15 protein-coding genes and 1 tRNA gene are annotated in these 17,132 nt (G+C 28.9%); 12 read left to right on the top strand and 4 right to left on the bottom strand.

Annotation, left to right across the window (positions count from 1 at the left end; genetic code table 11):
• Positions 1 to 166: 166 nt before the first annotated feature.
• Positions 167 to 242, bottom strand: a tRNA-Phe gene (locus tag JEY78_RS03635).
• Between the two features lie 97 nt (positions 243 to 339).
• Between JEY78_RS03635 and JEY78_RS03640 the strand changes: the two genes are divergently transcribed.
• The 7 genes from JEY78_RS03640 to JEY78_RS03670 all read left to right on the top strand — a co-directional run bounded on the left by JEY78_RS03640 (position 340) and on the right by JEY78_RS03670 (position 8,060).
• Complete coding sequence (locus JEY78_RS03640) at positions 340 to 1,065, top strand: type III pantothenate kinase (RefSeq protein ID WP_291846823.1); 726 nt, start codon at positions 340 to 342, stop codon at positions 1,063 to 1,065.
• Positions 1,066 to 2,352 (top strand): hypothetical protein, encoded by a 1,287-nt coding sequence (locus JEY78_RS03645; RefSeq protein WP_291846824.1) that lies wholly within the window; start codon positions 1,066 to 1,068, stop codon positions 2,350 to 2,352.
• A gap of 15 nt (positions 2,353 to 2,367) precedes the next feature.
• A complete protein-coding gene (locus tag JEY78_RS03650; RefSeq protein ID WP_291846826.1) occupies positions 2,368 to 3,720 on the top strand; it encodes a hypothetical protein in 1,353 nt (450 codons plus the stop codon).
• 40 nt (positions 3,721 to 3,760) lie between these two features.
• Complete coding sequence (gene lptC / locus JEY78_RS03655; RefSeq protein WP_291846828.1) at positions 3,761 to 4,321, top strand: LPS export ABC transporter periplasmic protein LptC; 561 nt, start codon at positions 3,761 to 3,763, stop codon at positions 4,319 to 4,321.
• Between the two features lie 3 nt (positions 4,322 to 4,324).
• The gene (locus tag JEY78_RS03660) at positions 4,325 to 4,519 is read left to right on the top strand and encodes a hypothetical protein (protein WP_291846829.1); all 195 of its coding nucleotides are present in this window, start codon (positions 4,325 to 4,327) and stop codon (positions 4,517 to 4,519) included.
• Complete coding sequence (locus JEY78_RS03665; protein ID WP_291846831.1) at positions 4,520 to 5,785, top strand: hemolysin family protein; 1,266 nt, start codon at positions 4,520 to 4,522, stop codon at positions 5,783 to 5,785.
• 112 nt (positions 5,786 to 5,897) lie between these two features.
• Positions 5,898 to 8,060 carry a peptidylprolyl isomerase gene (locus JEY78_RS03670; protein ID WP_291846832.1) on the top strand — a complete coding sequence of 721 codons (2,163 nt, stop codon included), beginning with the start codon at positions 5,898 to 5,900 and terminating at the stop codon, positions 8,058 to 8,060.
• A gap of 174 nt (positions 8,061 to 8,234) precedes the next feature.
• On the opposite strand, the gene rho is transcribed toward JEY78_RS03670, so the two are convergent.
• Positions 8,235 to 10,043, bottom strand: a complete 1,809-nt coding sequence (gene rho / locus JEY78_RS03675; protein ID WP_291846833.1) for a transcription termination factor Rho — start codon at positions 10,041 to 10,043, stop codon at positions 8,235 to 8,237.
• 215 nt (positions 10,044 to 10,258) lie between these two features.
• Between rho and JEY78_RS03680 the strand changes: the two genes are divergently transcribed.
• The 3 genes from JEY78_RS03680 to JEY78_RS03690 all read left to right on the top strand — a co-directional run bounded on the left by JEY78_RS03680 (position 10,259) and on the right by JEY78_RS03690 (position 13,253).
• Positions 10,259 to 10,693, top strand: coding sequence for a DUF4293 domain-containing protein (locus tag JEY78_RS03680; RefSeq protein ID WP_291846835.1), 435 nt, complete (start codon positions 10,259 to 10,261; stop codon positions 10,691 to 10,693).
• Positions 10,694 to 10,847: 154 nt separating this feature from the next.
• On the top strand, positions 10,848 to 11,507 hold the full coding sequence (locus JEY78_RS03685) for a response regulator transcription factor (protein WP_291846836.1): 660 nt from the start codon (positions 10,848 to 10,850) through the stop codon (positions 11,505 to 11,507).
• A gap of 27 nt (positions 11,508 to 11,534) precedes the next feature.
• Complete coding sequence (locus JEY78_RS03690; protein WP_291846837.1) at positions 11,535 to 13,253, top strand: tetratricopeptide repeat protein; 1,719 nt, start codon at positions 11,535 to 11,537, stop codon at positions 13,251 to 13,253.
• Here the strand turns inward: JEY78_RS03690 and JEY78_RS03695 are convergent.
• Positions 13,250 to 13,744 (bottom strand): metallophosphoesterase family protein, encoded by a 495-nt coding sequence (locus JEY78_RS03695; RefSeq protein WP_291846838.1) that lies wholly within the window; start codon positions 13,742 to 13,744, stop codon positions 13,250 to 13,252. The two genes, JEY78_RS03690 and JEY78_RS03695, sit on opposite strands and share 4 nt — an antisense overlap.
• A gap of 68 nt (positions 13,745 to 13,812) precedes the next feature.
• On the opposite strand from JEY78_RS03695, the gene truA reads away from it, so the two are divergent.
• Together truA and JEY78_RS03705 are read left to right on the top strand one after the other, a co-directional pair.
• On the top strand, positions 13,813 to 14,565 hold the full coding sequence (gene truA, locus JEY78_RS03700; RefSeq protein WP_291846839.1) for a tRNA pseudouridine(38-40) synthase TruA: 753 nt from the start codon (positions 13,813 to 13,815) through the stop codon (positions 14,563 to 14,565).
• A complete protein-coding gene (locus JEY78_RS03705) occupies positions 14,558 to 16,324 on the top strand; it encodes an ABC transporter ATP-binding protein (protein ID WP_291846840.1) in 1,767 nt (588 codons plus the stop codon). The genes truA and JEY78_RS03705 overlap by 8 nt, the downstream gene beginning before the upstream one ends.
• On the opposite strand, the gene cdaA is transcribed toward JEY78_RS03705, so the two are convergent.
• A complete protein-coding gene (gene cdaA, locus JEY78_RS03710) occupies positions 16,316 to 17,089 on the bottom strand; it encodes a diadenylate cyclase CdaA (protein WP_291846841.1) in 774 nt (257 codons plus the stop codon). The genes JEY78_RS03705 and cdaA overlap by 9 nt on opposite strands.
• Positions 17,090 to 17,132 lie beyond the last annotated feature (43 nt).

Consider the following 17,132-nt stretch of genomic DNA (forward strand, 5'->3'; position numbering starts at 1 on the left):
CGCTTCTTAAGCGGTTTCTCTGAATAATACATAATAAGTTGATTTTGTGTCAACTTATTTTAGGACGGGACAGTTTTAACAAAAAAAGCTATTGATTTTTCAATAGCTTTTTTTGTTTCTATTAACATTATAAATTAAAAAACCCAAACTTATGTTTGGGTTTTTATGGTGGTGCCTCCAGGAATCGAACCAGGGACACAAGGATTTTCAGTCCTTTGCTCTACCAACTGAGCTAAGGCACCATCGCTTTAGCGGTTGCAAATATAAATGTATTTTTTAGACAAATCAAAACAATTTTAAAAAAATCTGTTGTATTTTTGATACTTCTTAAAAAATTATATGAACTTAATAATTGATTGCGGAAATACGAGAATTAAATTAGCTGTTTTTAACAATAGCAAAATGATTTATAATGAAGCATTTACGACTCATAATTTTTTAGAAGAGGTTGTAAATTGTATTGAAAAGTATAAGTGTAATAATGCAATAATTTCTTCAGTTGGTGATTTAAAAATTGAAGAAATAAATACAATTAAAGAAAAAATTCCACTTATTCAGGTAAATTCAACGTTGAAAATTCCTTTTTTCAACAAATATAGCACCCCAAAAACGCTTGGAGTAGATAGAATTGGATTGGTGGCTGCAGCTGTTTCTCAATTTCCAAAAAAAAATGTATTAGTTATTGATGCAGGAACTTGTATAACCTATGATTTTGTTGATGCTAAAGCCAACTATTATGGTGGTGCAATTTCTCCAGGAATTAATATTAGATATAAGTCCTTAAAAAAATTTACAAAAAAATTACCTTTGTTAAAGCCCAATTTTAATGTTCAATTAATTGGAGATTCTACAGAAACAAGCATTCATTCTGGTATAATTAATGGTGTTTTAGGTGAAATGGACTCAATAATTGAAAGGTATAGAATTAAAAATGAAGATTTAACAGTAGTTTTAACAGGTGGTGACGTTAAATTCTTGTCAAATAAATTAAAAAATAGCATCTTTGCCAATTCTAATTTCTTATTAGAAGGATTGAACTCAATTTTGACCTATAATTTAAAATAAATGGTAAAAAAAATAATAGTAGTATTTACAACTCTATTTATAACAATTGGTAGTTTTGCTCAAAAAAACAACACTTCAGCATATTCTTTTTTTGGTATTGGAGATGTTAATAGCTCAAATACGGTAGAACAATTAAGTATGGGTGGTATTGGGGTTTCTTTAGATGATAGTTTTCATTTAAATTTATCTAACCCAGCATCAAATTCATCATTAAGTTTTACAACGTATGCAATTGGTCTTGAAAATAAAAATATTAGAGCAAATGATGGTACGGATAAACAAAAAGCGGCAGCAACGTACTTATCATATTTAGCTTTAGGAATTCCTTTGGGTGAAAAAGGAGGTTTAACCTTTGGATTGTTGCCAAATTCATCTGTAGGCTATTCTTTAACTTCTAATACTTATTCATCAAGTGATGAGTTAGAAGAGATAACTTTTTATAATGGAGAAGGCGGAACAAATAAAGTTTTTTTAGGATTTGGATTTGAAGTATTTAAAGGTTTTAGTGTTGGATTGCAAGGAAATTATTTATTTGGTAAAATTGATAATAGTGTAGTTAATCAAATTAAAGATGTAACATTAGCAACTAAATACCAAACAATTGCAAATGTTAAAAGTTTTTCATTAAATACTGGCTTTCAATATAAGAAGGAATTAAAAAATAAATTAAATTTGCACTTTGGAGGGAATTTTAACCTAGAAAGTGAGATTAAATCTAACGGGAATGAATATTTGTATTCTGTTTCTTTAGGTTCTTATGAAACACCAAAAGATACAATTTTAAGTACAGAAAGCGAAGGTGTTATGAAATATCCTTTGAAAAGTTCATTAGGAGTTGGAGTTGGTAAGGAAAATAAATGGTACGCAGGGATTGATTATAGTTATCAAAAAGCAATTGAATTAAGCGGTAGTGTTTTTAGTAATTATTCTAAAATTAAATATGATGATTCTAATAAGTTATCTTTAGGTGGTTACTATATTCCAAAATACAATTCAATTACAAGTTACTGGAATAGAGTTACTTATAGAGCTGGTGTTAAATTAGAGAAAACGGGACTTTTAGTAGATGGTTTAGGAAGTGGGAATGATTTCACTGCAATTGATGATTTTGGCATATCTTTTGGTATAGGATTACCAGTGAGTAACCAGTTATCAAATTTAAATTTAGGTTTTGAGTTTGGAAAAAGAGGTGAAGTCTCAAATGGATTAGTTAAAGAAAATTATGTAAATTTTAGATTAAGTCTTTCGCTTAACGATAAATGGTTTAGAAAATTAGAAATATTTTAATAAAAGAACAAGAAGATGAAAAAAATGAAACAAATTTTAACAGTACTATTTTTAGTAGTTTCGGTATCGGTTGTGTTTTCTCAAGAAGATAATAATGATTGTTATATTAAATACAATCTTTTTAAAGGAGACTACAGCTCTAAAAAATATGATACTGCTTATGAGAACTGGATATGGTGTATGGATAATTGTCCTACATTATCAGTAAATATTTATAAGATGGGTATTAAAATTGCTGAAGATAGATTAGAGAATGCTACTGAAGCAGATAAACCAGCTGCAAGAGAACTAGTAATGAGAGTTTATACACAAAGATTACAACATTTTCCAGACGATGCAGCTGATGTATATAATGATGTAGCTAGCTTTAAAGCAGATCAAGGTGCTTCTGATGATGAAGTTTTTGGTTGGATTGAAAAGGCATTTAAGGCTGATGTTACTGCGGTAAATGCTAGAAATATCTATAAGTATTTTGATATAATTTTGAATAAAAATAAAGATACTGATGCTCAAAAAGTTTTTGATACGTATGATGAAGTAAGTGAAGGTCTTGAATTAAAAAGAGAAGAATACACTAAGAAAATTGATATTATTAACGCGAAAGATTCTACTAGATTAAGTTCTAAAGATGTTAAAAATAGAGATGCATACCAACAAGTTTTAACTAACTTATCATTAGTTGAAACAGGGTTAGATGCTAAATTATCTGCAATTTCAACTTGTGAAAACTTAATACCTTTAAATAAAAAGTATTTTGAAGAGAACAAAACAAATGCAGAATGGTTAAAAAGAGCAGTATCAAGAATGTTTAATAAAGAATGTACTGGAGACCCTTTCTACCCAAAATTGGTTGAAGCCTATGTACATGCAGATCCTTCACCTTCTGCTTCTGTTTTTTATGCAGATATCCTAATGAACAGAGGAGAAACTAACAAAGCAATGGATTATTTTAAGAGAGCTATTGATCAGGAAACTGATACTTATAAAAAAGCTGGAAATTTATATAAAGTTGCTAGAATTTTAAGTAAGCAAGGTAGAAAAAGTGAAGCTAGAAGCTATTGTTATAAAGCATTAGATTATGCACCAACAATGGGAAAAGCCTATTTATTAATTGCAAGTATGTATGCAACTAGTGCTAATTCTTGTGGAGATGATGTAGTTTCTAAAAGAATGGTATATGTAGCTGCTTTAAATATGGCATATAAAGCAAAAGCTGTAGATCCAAGTATTAGTGGTCATGCAAATAAATATATTGCAAGTTATTCAGAAAATATTCCAACTACAAAAGATTTATTTGTTGCGGGTGTAAAATCTGGTACATCGTTTAAAATTAACTGTTGGATTAATGAAACTGTTAGAGTTCCTTAATAAATAGTTTTAAAATAGTATAATTGATTATATTTGTTGAATGACAAAATCAGTTGTAAAAAATATAATAAACATTGCTGTAGTTATAACTATGGCAATGTTTTTTTCGTGTAAAAATGACGCAAAAGAAGTGCGTGATTTTTTAGCAGATAAAAATTTACCAATAGGTGAATCTTATAATATTGACCATAAGCATACAGATTCCGGTAGAATAGATGTTAAAATGAAGGCGCCAGTAATGCTAGATTTTGACAATAGAAAGGTGCATCCATATTCAGAATTCCCTAAAGGAATTAAAATTACGACTATTGATAAAAATAAAGATTCTGTAACTATAGAAGGTGATTATGCTAAAAATTATAGGTTAACACAAGTGTCTGAATTGAGAAATAATGTAATAATTATTAACCATAAAGAAAAAACGAAGTTAACAACGGAAGAAGTTTATTGGGATCAAAAAACACATTACTTTTTTACAGAGAAAAGATTTGTTTTTTATACTGAAACTGATACAATTAATGGAATAGGTTTTGAAGCATCTGAAGATTTAAAAAAATGGTGGGTTAAAAACCAAAGTGGAGTTATTGAAATTAAAGATTAAGAAATGAATAAAATTTATAAAATATTTGAGTATGGTTATTTAATAATAGCTATTGTTTTTATTGTTGAAACAGTGTTGAGTTGGAATGCAGATAGAGAAAAAGCCTATTTAATGCTGTTATTTGCTGTAGTTGCAATTTTTATGTATTTTTTCAAAAGAAGATTTAGAAATCGAATTCAAAACCGAAATAAAAATTAAATGGGGATTGATATTGTTGTTATTTTAATTTCAATTTTACTTTCAGCTTTTTTCTCTGGAATGGAAATAGCCTATGTGTCGGCTAATAAATTTCAAATAGAATTAGAAAAAAAGAAAGAAGGTTTTACTTCAAGAATATTAGGGAAGCTTACGGCAAAATCATCAAAATTTATTACAACCATGTTGGTTGGTAACAACATTGCATTAGTAGTTTACAGTTTTTCAATGGGTAAGTTTTTAACAGATTTACTGCCAAATGGAACATTTAATGAAATTGGTATATTAATAATTCATACTGTAATTTCTACCTTGGTTATTTTAGTTACAGCCGAATTTTTACCGAAAGCAATTTTTAGAATTTACGCCAATGAAACGTTAGTTTTCTTAGCACCTGTTACCTATGTTTTTTATATAATATTTCATTATATATCTAATTTTATAACTTTTATTTCAGATTTCTTTTTAAAAATTATTTTTAATTCAGATAAAGATATTCAACAAACAGAATTTAGTAAAGAAGAACTTGGAAATTATATTTCAACCCAATTAGAACATTCTAATGGTAGTGATGATGTAGATTCTGAAATTCAAATATTTCAAAATGCCCTAGAATTTGATACTGTAAAAGCACGTGAAATAATGATTCCAAGAACTGAAATTGTTGCAGTTGATATTAAGGAAAATATTTCGGCCTTAAAAAAATTATTTATTGAAACAGGATATTCTAAAATATTGGTGTATAATGAGTCTCTTGATGATATTTTAGGATACGCACATGCATTTGAATTATTTAAAAAACCAAAAAATATTAAATCCATTCTATTACCTGTAGAATTTGTTCCTGAAAGTATGATGATTAATAATGTTTTAAACATTTTAATTAAAAAGAAACGAAGTATTTCTGTTGTTTTAGATGAGTTTGGAGGAACATCAGGAGTTATTACTGTAGAAGATATTGTAGAAGAGCTATTTGGTGAAATAATTGATGAACACGATACTGTAGAGCTTTTAGAAAATCAAATTAATAATCGTGAATTTGAATTTTCAGCGCGCTTGGAGGTAGATTATTTAAATGAGAATTACAATCTAAATATTGAAGAAGATGAAGCTTATGAAACCTTAGGAGGCTTTATAGTTTATCATAACGAAGACATTCCAAAACAAGATGAAATAATTAAAATTAACAATCTTCATTTCAAAATGTTAAAGGTAGATTCTTCAAAAATCATGGAAGTTTATGTGAAAGTAATGGATAAAGCTGATTAATTGAAAAATTATATAAAAAACTCATCCAAATACTGGTTAATAATATTCAATTAACTTTCATAATTAAATACTAAATTGTATTTTCGCAAACTGTAATAAAAGAAATAATATAATGGCAATTTTATCAAAAATTAGAGATCGTTCAATGTTTTTAATCCTAATTGTAGGATTAGCGTTATTTGCATTTGTACTTGATCCAAGCTCAATTCAAAATTTTTTCAGTTCAAGCAAAATTAATTCAATAGGTCAAGTTAATGGAGATGATATTGATAGAGAAGAATTTGCACAACAAGTAGAAGCTTATAGAACACAAAGCGGAGGAAGAGCAACTCAAATGCAAGCTGTAAACGCTGTTTGGAATGCTATGGTAAGTGAAAAAATGTTTGCAAACCAGTTAGAAAAAGCTGGTATTGTAGTTGGTGAAAAAGATATTTGGGACGCGATGGTTTCTTTACCTGAAGTACAAAATTCTCCTATGTTTAAAAATGAAGCAAATTTATTTGACGAAGAAAAGTTAAAAGAATATATTGCTAATTTAAAGGACGAGGCTGAAGCAGGTAATAAAGAAGCTTGGGTAAATTGGTTAGCTACAGAAAAAAACATTAAACAAAATTTAGAGCGTCAGGCATACACATCGTTAGTGAGTGCTGGTTTAGGTGCATCTTTAGCTGAAGGTAGACGAGATTATTTATCTCAAAACACCAAAATAGATGCTGAGTATGTTTTTGTTCCTTATTCTTCTATAAGTGATAGTTTAACTGTTGTTTCAAGAGATGAGATTAAAAAATATCTAGAAAATAACACTAAGAAATTTAAGTCTGAAGCTACACGTTCCTTAGAATATGTAAAATTTGATATTGCTCCTTCAGAGAAAGATGATGCAGAAGTGAAAAGTGTAGTTGAAAGCTATATTAACGATAGAGAAGAGTACAGTAATGCTGCTAAAACTACAGTTCAAATTGCAGGATTAAAAACAGCTACTCACTATGAGTCTTTTATGAATGACAACAAGTCTGATTTACCAATGACTGAAGGTTATAAATATAAAAATCAACTTCCTGCAACAATTTCAGAAGAAATTTTTGCAGCATCAAATGGTGATGTTGTAGGGCCTTATAAAGAAAATGGTTTTTATAAAATTTCAAAAGTTATTGAGACTGTTCAAATTGCAGATTCTGTTAAATCAAGTCACATTTTAATTCCATTTGTTGGAGCTACTCGTTCTACTTCATTAAAAACTAAAGAAGAAGCAAAGAAATCTGCTGATAGTGTGTTTGCTTTAGTAAAAGGTAATAAAACTAAATTTGCTGAAATAGCTGATGAAATTAATACTGATGGAACAAAAGGAAAAGGTGGTGATATAGGTTGGATTAGAAAAGATCAAGCATTTTCGCAATCTTTTGATAAGGATTTTGCAAACTTTATTTACAAAAATAACGCTGGTACAATGGGAGTTGTTGAAACTGCATTTGGTTACCATGTAATTAGCGTTGATGAGCAAAAGAAAGCAGAACCAGCTGTTAAATTAGCTACATTCTCAAGATTAATTGAACCTTCTGAAGAAACAGAGAATGCTATTTTTGAAAGCGCTGAAACATTAGCGTCTAAATTAGCTGGTGAAGGTAATCTAGAAGATATTGCTAAAGAAAATGGCTACAATGTTCAATCAGCCTTTAATTTAAAAGCATTGGATGAAAATTTACCAGGGTTACTTAACCAACGTCAAATTGTAACTTGGTCTTTTGATGCTTCAAGAGAAATTGGTGATTCTAAAAGATTTGATTTTGATGTGAATGGAAACAGAGGTTATGTGGTTGTTGTTTTAAAAAATAAAACAGATAAAAACGGTACTGTAATAACTTCAGATTTAATTGCGCAAATTCGTCCTGAACTTATAAATAAAAAGAAAGCTGAATTAATTAAAAAGAAAATGACAGGAGCTACCTTAGAAGAAGTTGCAAAAAATTCTAATTCAACTGTTAGTGCGGCTTCATTAATAACAATGGCTAGCCCATTAATCTCAGGAGTTGGAAATGAGCCGGGAGTTGTTGGAGCTATGTCTACTTTGGGAGTTAATAAAGTTTCTAGTTTAATTGAAGGTGATAAGGGTGTGTTTATTGTAAAAGTAACGAATAGACCTAATCCAGCTGAATTGGAAAATTATGATAATTTCCGTAAACAAATTGTTGCAAAATTAGGAGCAAGAAGTTATCAATTGTACCAAGTGTTAGAGGATAATGCTGATATTGTTGATAATAGAGCTAAATTCTTTTAATTAGAATTTACTACTTAAACATAAAAAAAGACCGAGATAAATCTCGGTCTTTTTTATTTAATGAATTGTTGGTTCACAAGTTATTTTTTTAAATAAATACATTTATAGTGATAAAAAAAACCAGAGAATTCAATTCTCTGGTTTTATAAATTATAACCTTAAAAAGTGATTATTTTAACCGTTCATAGAGATTAAAAATTCATCATTTGAAGTTGTGTATTGAATTTTACTTTTAATAAACTCCATAGCTTCCACAGGGTTCATATCAGCAAGATATTTTCGTAAAACCCACATACGTTGAACTGTTTTAGCATCTAATAGTAAATCATCTCTACGCGTACTAGATTTCACTAAATCAATAGCAGGATATATTCTTCGGTTTGCAATATTTCGTTCTAATTGAAGCTCCATATTACCTGTACCTTTAAATTCTTCAAAAATAACCTCATCCATTTTAGAACCAGTTTCAGTTAAAGCAGTTGCTATAATAGATAAAGAACCTCCGTTTTCAATATTTCTTGCAGCTCCAAAAAAGCGTTTTGGTTTGTGTAAAGCATTTGCATCAATACCACCTGATAAAATTTTTCCAGAAGCTGGTGCAACTGTGTTGTAGGCTCTTGCTAAACGTGTAATTGAATCAAGTAAAATAACTACATCGTGTCCACATTCTACTAATCTTTTAGCTTTTTCTAAAACAATATTAGCAACACGTACGTGTTTTTCTGCAGGTTCATCAAAAGTTGACGCTACAACTTCACCTTTAACGCTTCGTTGCATGTCGGTTACCTCTTCAGGTCTTTCGTCAATTAATAAGATGATTTGATAAACTTCAGGATGATTTGATGCAATTGAATTAGCAATGTCTTTTAATAACATTGTTTTACCAGTTTTAGGTTGAGATACAATCATACCTCTTTGTCCTTTCCCTAGCGGTGAAAATAAATCAATAATTCTAGTTGAAAGTGTACTGTTTTTACCTGCTAAGTTGAATTTTTCTTGAGGAAATAATGGTGTTAAATGCTCAAAAGAAACTCTGTCTCTTACCACATTTGGACTTAAACCATTAATTTTAGAGACTCTAATTAAAGGAAAATATTTTTCACCTTCTTTTGGTGGTCTAACTACACCTTTAACTGTATCTCCTGTTTTTAACCCAAATAATTTTATTTGAGATTGAGATAAGTAAATATCATCTGGTGATGAAAGGTAATTATAATCCGACGATCTTAAAAATCCATAACCATCAGGCATCATTTCTAAAACACCTTCACTTTCTATAATTCCATCAAATTCATAATCTGGATCTCTATATCTATTGCCAGATTTTCTAGGTACTTTAGTGTCTCTAGGTTGGTTAGGTGTTTGCGGTGTATTAGTGTTCTGTTGGTTGTTTTGTTGAGGATTTCCTTGACCTTGAGGCTTATTTTGGTGTTTAGGTTTATTTTGTTGATTAGGATTTATTCGCTCCCTTTTAGCCTGAATTGGAGTTGGTTTTTCATTAGTATTTACTTCTTTATCGGTTTTCTCAAAATCTAATTTGGGTTGAGCAGGTAAAGGTTTTACTACTTTTCTAACATCTGGTTTTTTAATAACTTCCTTAAAAACTGGCTTGTTGATAGTTTGAGCTTCTTTTGAAGCTATTTCTTTTGAAGTCACTTCTGTAGCTGTTGTAGTTTCTACTGTTGATTCAGTTACTATAGATGGTACATCGGAAATAATAGTCTTTTTAAAAGGGTTGGCAGCTTTTACATTTTCCTTGTTAGGTTTAGCTTTTTTAACGATTCTTTTTCGTTTTATTTTGCCATCGCTATCATTGGCTTTTTCGTTTTGTGTAACGTTAACAGGAGTTGCTGCTTGGATGTCTAATATAGCATACACTAAATCTAATTTTTTTAGTTGACTATATTTTTTAGCTCCAATAGTTTTAGCAATCTCTTGTAATTCTAAAAGGGTTTTCTCCTTTAGTTGGGAAATTTCAAACATTATTTAAATATATAATAATTGTTAATGTATTAATTGTAGTTTCTTAATTGTTAAGAATTTAATTGTGAGTAAATCAATTGTGGTGATATAAGTTTTGGTTGTAGTTGTTGTACACAATTATGAGTATCAATAATGCAAATATATAAATTTATTTTATATAGTTATATTTAATTCTTTAAAAATAAAATGTATTTTTGCAAACAATAAAATATAATATGATTCAAAGAATTCAAACCGTTTATTTATTGCTTGCAACTATTGGTTCAGGTGGACTAATATTTGTTTTTGATTTATGGAAAAATGTGGAAGGCATTTCGTTTTTTGTTATAGATGCTTTTAATTCTGGAAATACATGGTTATTGATGATGGCGGTATTATTTTTTATTTCAGCATTTTTAACATTTTTTACAATATTTCTATTTAAGAATAGAAAATTGCAATTTGTTTTGGGAAGGCTATCAATTTTGATCAATTTTATTTTATTAGGTGTTCTTATATATTTTTCACAAAATTTATCTGGAGAAACAATAGTTTCTGAGAAAGGTATTGGGTTAGTTATTCCTATTTTGTCCATTGTGTTAGTTGTGTTAGCTAATAGAGCAATAAAAAGGGATGAAGAACTTGTAAAATCTGTGGATAGATTGAGATAAACCTAACATCTTAGTATATTATGTGCAAAAAAACCATTTCAATTTTTATTGAAATGGTTTTTTATTTCTAACGGTTTTCAGTGATAAATAAATATCACTACTTTTGGGTATGTTTAAGATTATCTAATTAAATATATTTGAAATGAGGAAAAAGATGGAAAAGATCAAAGTACATATTGCAGACGACCATCAAATTTTAATTGATGGTATTATTGCAGTTTTATCTTCTGAAGAAAACATTGAAGTTGTTGGGTACTCACTTAATGGTGCGGATGTTTTAAATTGGTTTGCTGCTAATGAAGCTGATGTTTTAATTTTAGACATTAATATGCCAAAAGTTGATGGAATTGCAGTTCTGCAAAACTTTGTAAAACAAAATTTTCAACAAAAAGTAATTGTCTTATCTAGTTATGATGATGTTAAGTTAATTAAAGAAGTCTTAAAGATAGGTGCAGTTGGTTTTTTAGCTAAAAAATGTGCCGGAGAAAATATTGTTGAAGCAATTATTAAAGTTTCTAAAGGAGAACAATATTTAGAAAAAAGTATACAGCAAAAGCTATTAAATACTTTTAACAAACAATCTACAAGTAAAGAGTCTATTTCTCAAGATGGCCCATTTTTTAGCTCATTAACTCCACGTGAATTAGAAGTGCTTCAATTAATTGCAAGACAATATAACACAAAAGAAATAAGTGCAGAACTACATATTTCTGTTAATACTGTTGAAACACATAGAAAAAACCTAATTTCAAAACTAAATGTAAAAAATGTTGTTGGATTAGCTATTTATGCGCTAAAAAATGACTTAGTTTAGGTATCTTAGTATTTATATTTATTTAATATGTACAAACTAAGACTTACTATTTGTAAAATTATACTTTTTAATTTATTGGTATTTACCATTCAAAATTCCTTTTCTAAAAACTTTTTTACGGAATTTGAACTTCAAGTTAATTCTGAGAATAAAGAAATTATAGCAATTAAAAAATTATTAGCAGAAGGCAATACAAAGGATGCGCTGGAAAGACTTTATGTACTTTTAAAGGAAGCTAATCATAAAAAAAATAATCGACTAATTTTAGAGGTAAATTTGCTGTTAGCAGATATTTATAGGGATAATGGAGATTATATTAAATCTAATGGTTTTTTAACAAACGCGTTAAATTCCGCTCAAAAAAATAAAGATGAAATTCAAATTATTTACTTTAAAAAGGGTGGGAATTTTCAATATGAAGGCAATGTAGATAGTGCTATGGTGAATTATGAAAAATCTATTTTTATAGGAAACCAAATTGAGAAAAAATACGATTTAAAAGCAAAAGTACACGCAAATCTTTCAGGAATTTATTATTTAAAAGCCAATTATCCAAAAGCTATTGAACATTCTAAAATAGCTGTAGAATATCAAAGAATTTTAGGAAACAAAGAAATTGAAGCAGGTATTTTAAATAATTTAGGAGGTATTTATTATATGACTGGTGAATACAAAGAAGCGCTTAAAACTTTTGAAAGTGCTTTGGCATTGGTTGGTTTTGGTCAAAAGGAACTTCAGAAAAAAACTAGAAACACTTCATATATAAATATGGCATATGCCTATAGTGGGTTAAAAGATTTTGAAAAGGCATTTGAATATCAGGATAAATATTTCTCATTAAATGACTCTTTAAATCAAGAGTTAAAATATAAAGAAATTGCTGAAATTGAATCTAAGTATAATGTTGAGTCTAAAGCTAAGGAAGCTGAAATTGAAAAAGCAAAAAGAAAAGAAGCAGAGTATTTAACGTATGGTTTGAGTGTGGCTATTTTAATTCTTTTATCAGGTATTTATGTTTTGTACAAAATAATTAAATTACGGAAAAAAAATTATAAACTAAAAATTGAACAAGAGAAATTAGTCCATCAAAGTAAAGTTGAAAAAGTGAAAGGAGATTTTCAATTGAAAATTTTAACAGCAACTTTAGATGGAAGATTGGAAGAACGTAAAAAAATAGCATCAATTTTACACGACAATATTAGTGCTTTGTTGTCTGCTGCAAATTTACATTTGTACGCCAGCAAAAAACAATTAAAGGGAATAGTTCCTCAAGAAATTGAGAAATCTCAAAGTATTTTAAAAGAAGCTTCAGATCAAATTAGAGATTTGTCGCACAATTTAATTTCAGCAGTTTTGTTAAAGTTTGGACTTGGAATGGCGGTTCAAGATTTATGTGAGAAATCTTCAAATTCTAATTTAATTATTGAATGTGAGCATAAAAACCTATCTCGTTTTGAGCAGAATTTTGAAATTAAAATATTTAATATCATAAATGAATTATTAAATAATATTTTAAAACATAGTGGCGCAAACAAAGGGTTAATCAAACTAGAGCAAATTGAAGGTAATTTACAAGTTGTTGTAAGTGATAATGGAATTGGATTTGATGTTGAGAAAATTCAGGAAAAAGATGGTATTGGTATTAGCCAAATTGAAGCCAGAATAAGTGTGTTGCAAGGTTTGTTTAAAGTAAACTCAATAAAAGGCGGAACCCGTATTTTTATTTCCGTTCCAATAATATATTAACGATTTTCCAGTTCAATAATTTCTAAGTTGGAGATGTTTTCTTCATTAATTTCAAAGCGAAGAATTGTTCTAACTTTGTGAAAACCGTGTTTGCCAGCTGCGCCAGGATTCATATGTAGTAAATTCAACTTTTTATCATAAATAACTTTTAAAATATGAGAATGTCCACAAATAAATAATTTTGGTGGGTTTTTAGCTAATTCTTCTTTTATTCTAAAATCATATCTATTAGGGTAACCTCCAATGTGAGTAATCCAAACAGTAACATTTTCAATGGTAAATTTTAAATCTAAGGGAAATTCTGTTCGCATTAAATGGTCATCAATATTACCATAAACTGCTCGCAATGGTTTTAATTTTTTTATGGTATCAACAACTTCTAACGAACCAATATCTCCTGCGTGCCAAACTTCATCAGCCAGTTTAACAAATTTTAAAATTTGGTCATCAATATAGCTATGAGTGTCTGAAAGCAGTAAAATTTTTTTCATTTCGTTTTAAAAATAAAGAAATTGTAAATATGCTGTATATTTGCATCGGTGCAAAAATAACATTTCAGTTGAGATATTTTATTGAATTATCATATAAAGGAACTAATTATCACGGATGGCAATATCAGCCCAACGCAATAAGCGTGCAAGAACTTATAAATAAAGCAATGTCTACTGTTTTTAGAGTTAATATTGATATTTTGGGAGCTGGGCGCACAGATAGTGGTGTACACGCGGAGCAAATGTATGCGCATGTTGATTTGGAAAATGAATTTAATGAAGAAGAAGTACTTTATAAGTTAAATGCGCTATTACCAAAAGACATTGTAATTCATGCCGTTTTAAAGGTTGAAGATGAAGCACATGCGCGTTTTGATGCCGTTTCCAGAAGTTATGAATACCGTATTTATAGAGGAAGAAACCCGTTTTTAACAGAAACAACGTATCAACTTATTAATAAAAAGTTAAATATTGATAAAATGAATGAGGCGGCTGAAATTTTATTAACTTACACTAATTTTCAATGTTTTTCTCGTTCAAATTCTGATGTAAAAACATATAACTGTGCAATTACAAATGCTGAGTGGATTGAGAGTGGTGAATTTTTAATTTTTCATATTTCTGCAGATAGATTTCTTAGAAATATGGTAAGAGCAGTAGTTGGAACTTTAATAAAAGTTGGAGAAGACAAAATATCCATTGAAGATTTTAAAAAAATTATAGAAAGTAAAAATAGAAGCAATGCTGGGCCTTCAGCACCTGCCCACGGACTATTTTTAACAAAGGTTGAATACCCAAAAACAATATTTATTAATGAGTAAAAAAGTTACAGGTAAAGCGTTTGATCCAGTTATTTTTAAACGTTTAATGGGATTTGCAAAAAACTATAGAATGCAATTTTTTATAGGAATAATTTCTGCCATTTTACTATCGTTAGTTTCTGTAGTGAAGCCTATTTTATTGCAAAAAGTGGTAAACGTTTACTTAGAAAATAAGGATAAACAGGGATTGTTAGACTATTCTTTATTAATGATGGTTTTTTTGTTTAGTGAAGTTTTTTTACAGTTTATATTTATTTATAAAGTGAATTGGTTGGGGCAACATATTATTAAAGATATTAGAATTAAACTGCAAAAGCATATGCTGCAATTTAAAATGACCTATTTTGATAATTCATCTGTTGGGAAATTAGTAACTAGATTGGTTTCAGATACTGAAACAATTGCACAGTTTTTTGGGCAAGGATTATTTATGATTGTTAGTGATATTTTAAAAATGTTTGTGGTTGCAATTGTAATGTTGTGGATGAATTGGAAAATGGCATTAATTTCATTTATTGTTTTGCCAATTTTAATCTATGCTACTAAATTATTTCAAATTGCCATAAAAGCTTCTTTTCAGGAAGTTCGTTTGCAAGTTGCTAATTTAAATGGTTTTGTACAAGAAAGAGTGACAGGAATGAACATTGTTCAGCTTTTTAATAGAGAAAAAATAGAGTATAATAATTTTGTAAATATCAATGATAAACATAAAAAAGCATATATAAAAACAGTTTGGTATTATTCTATTTTCTTTCCAATTGCTGAAATTTTATCATCAATAGCCGTTGGGTTATCGGTTTGGTATGGTGGATTAGATGTAGTTTCTTCTGGAGCAACAAATGCAGGTGAAATAATTGCTTTTATTATGATGTCTCAAATGTTGTTTAGACCATTGCGTCAAATTGCAGATAAATTTAACACACTTCAAATGGGAATGGTTGCTGGAGATCGTGTTTTTGAAGTATTAGACACAGATAGTAAAATTGCTAAAACAGGTGATTTAGAGGCAACTCATTTTAAAGGTGATATTTCTTTTAAAAATGTTCATTTTAGTTATATAAAAGGAGAAGAAGTTTTAAAAGGTATAAATTTAGATGTAAAAGCAGGTGAAACTGTTGCCATTGTTGGAGCTACTGGAGCTGGAAAATCAACAATTATTAATTTAGTAAATCGTTTTTATGAAATTGATAATGGTGAAATTTGTATTGATGGGAATAATGTAGATGCCTATACATTAACATCCTTAAGAAAGCAAATTGCGGTAGTGTTGCAAGATGTATTTCTTTTTTCTGACACCATTTATAATAATATTGTATTAAATAATTACGAAATTTCTTTAGAAGAGGTAAAAAGAGCTGCAGAAGAAATTGGAATACACGATTTTATTATGAGTTTACCAAACGATTACAACTATAATGTGAAAGAGCGTGGCGTAATGTTATCAGCAGGACAACGACAATTAATTGCTTTTTTAAGAGCTTATGTAAGTAAACCAAGTGTGTTAATTTTAGATGAAGCAACTTCTTCAATAGATTCGTATTCCGAAAAATTAATTCAATTAGCAACAGATAAAATTACACAATACCAAACGTCAATAATTATTGCACATAGGTTAACAACAGTTAAAAAAGCAGACAGAATTATTGTAATGGATAAAGGTAATATTGTAGAGCAAGGTACTCATGCAGAGTTGCTTTCTAAAGAAGGTTATTATAAAAACTTATATGATATGCAGTTTGCTAATGAAGCTTTAATTTAAATCGTATCTAATGGTTTCAATTAATTCGTTAATAGAATTAAATAAAACAAACTCCCCATTTTTTATATAAGATATTTTTCCAGTTTCTTCTGAAACAGCTAGGCAAAGTGCATCCGTTTTTTCAGTAATACCAATGGCAGCTCTATGTCTTAATCCAAAACGAGAAGGCAATGTTTTGGTAGATAATGGTAAAATTATACGTGTTGCAATAATAAAATTATCTTTAATAATAATAGCGCCATCATGTAGCGGGCTGTTTTTGTAAAAAATGCTCTCTAATAATGGCAAGCTAATTTCGGCACTCATTTTATCGCCTGTAGGCTTTACAAAATCTAAATTATGAGTTCTTTCTAATACAATTAAAGCGCCTGTTTTTGTGTTTGCCATAGCCTCACAAGCTGCAACAACAGTTTCAACATCCATAGCGGTTTGTACTTCAGTATTTAAAAATTTCAACTGCTTTAAAAAATTCTTTCTATTCGTAAAATTAGTAGATCCAATCATTAATAAAAACTTCCGAACTTCTGGCTGAAATACAATTAATATAGCAATTGCTCCTAAACTAATTAATGCGTTTAATAAACTGCTTAGCATTTTCATTTGCAATGCTTCTGTAATTTTCCATATTAAAACCACCAATGCAATTCCAATAAAAATATTGATGGCAACAGTTCCTTTTAACAATTTATATATGTAATACAATAAAGTAGCAACTAATAAAATGTCTAAAGCATCTAAAAAGGTGAAGTCTAAAAAATCGAGCATTTAGTTAGTATTTTTTGTAAAAATAGGAAAAAGATTGCACACT

Origin of the sequence: Lutibacter sp. (assembly GCF_016342705.1) — a bacterium.
Taxonomy (GTDB): domain Bacteria; phylum Bacteroidota; class Bacteroidia; order Flavobacteriales; family Flavobacteriaceae; genus Lutibacter.

Excerpts from the sequence above, each read along its gene's own strand:
- lptC (WP_291846828.1), top strand. The coding sequence starts at position 3,761 with ATGACAAAATCAGTTGTAAAAAATATAATAAACATTGCTGTAGTTATA.
- JEY78_RS03685 (WP_291846836.1), top strand. The coding sequence starts at position 10,848 with ATGGAAAAGATCAAAGTACATATTGCAGACGACCATCAAATTTTAATT.
- JEY78_RS03680 (WP_291846835.1), top strand. The coding sequence starts at position 10,259 with ATGATTCAAAGAATTCAAACCGTTTATTTATTGCTTGCAACTATTGGT.
- JEY78_RS03690 (WP_291846837.1), top strand. The coding sequence starts at position 11,535 with ATGTACAAACTAAGACTTACTATTTGTAAAATTATACTTTTTAATTTA.
- JEY78_RS03645 (WP_291846824.1), top strand. The coding sequence starts at position 1,066 with ATGGTAAAAAAAATAATAGTAGTATTTACAACTCTATTTATAACAATT.
- JEY78_RS03650 (WP_291846826.1), top strand. The coding sequence starts at position 2,368 with ATGAAAAAAATGAAACAAATTTTAACAGTACTATTTTTAGTAGTTTCG.
- JEY78_RS03665 (WP_291846831.1), top strand. The coding sequence starts at position 4,520 with ATGGGGATTGATATTGTTGTTATTTTAATTTCAATTTTACTTTCAGCT.
- JEY78_RS03660 (WP_291846829.1), top strand. The coding sequence starts at position 4,325 with ATGAATAAAATTTATAAAATATTTGAGTATGGTTATTTAATAATAGCT.
- JEY78_RS03695 (WP_291846838.1), bottom strand. The coding sequence starts at position 13,744 with ATGAAAAAAATTTTACTGCTTTCAGACACTCATAGCTATATTGATGAC.
- JEY78_RS03705 (WP_291846840.1), top strand. The coding sequence starts at position 14,558 with ATGAGTAAAAAAGTTACAGGTAAAGCGTTTGATCCAGTTATTTTTAAA.
- JEY78_RS03670 (WP_291846832.1), top strand. The coding sequence starts at position 5,898 with ATGGCAATTTTATCAAAAATTAGAGATCGTTCAATGTTTTTAATCCTA.
- cdaA (WP_291846841.1), bottom strand. The coding sequence starts at position 17,089 with ATGCTCGATTTTTTAGACTTCACCTTTTTAGATGCTTTAGACATTTTA.
- JEY78_RS03640 (WP_291846823.1), top strand. The coding sequence starts at position 340 with ATGAACTTAATAATTGATTGCGGAAATACGAGAATTAAATTAGCTGTT.
- rho (WP_291846833.1), bottom strand. The coding sequence starts at position 10,043 with ATGTTTGAAATTTCCCAACTAAAGGAGAAAACCCTTTTAGAATTACAA.